Below are 658 nucleotides of genomic sequence, written 5' to 3' on the forward strand. Positions count from 1 at the left end.
GCCACACCCAGATGTCTGGTACTTCACTAAAAACAAGCCAGCCTAGCAATGCTGAAAAAACTACCTGCAGATAAGAAAACGCTGTCGCCCTTCCTGCAGGTTCCGTTTGCATTGACTTGGTTAAGCCAATTTGCCCGACCTGTGTAAAGATCCCGACCAAAAATAAAAGTGAACAAGCTTCCATTGTCGGCAAGACAAAATCGTCCCCCAATAACACGAGAGAAAATGGCAAAGCGACCATAGGGAAGTAGAATACAATCACGGAAGGGTCTTCCGTCTGACTGAGCTTGCGGACAATAACATAGGCCACACCACTCCCAAAAGCACCTAACACCGCAGCCATCAAGGCAAAACTGGCAATGTCCGTCCCTATTCCGCCAAACAACCAAGCAGGTCTTGCGACAAGCAATAAGCCAATAAAACTAAAACCGATACTGATAACAAGAGACCACTGCAATCGCTCCTTAAGAAAGAAAGTCGCTAGAATGGCAGTAAAAATCGGATGTAAATACTGTAGAACCGTGGCTTCAGCCAAAGGCATATGTGTCACAGAATAATATACACACACTAACGCCAACGTTCCCACTGCGCCGCGCAGCATTAACAAGGGGCGATTATTGCCCAGAAGGGAAATGCGCTTACGTTTTACATCGACATA

The 658-nt window shown here is 46.4% G+C and carries 1 protein-coding gene; it reads right to left on the reverse strand.

Annotated elements, in window-relative coordinates:
• Positions 1 to 658 (reverse strand): DMT family transporter (locus A3729_RS03540; protein WP_082881992.1); only part of this gene is annotated, 658 nt, incomplete at both ends.

It is taken from the genome of Oleiphilus sp. HI0043 (genome assembly GCF_001634935.1).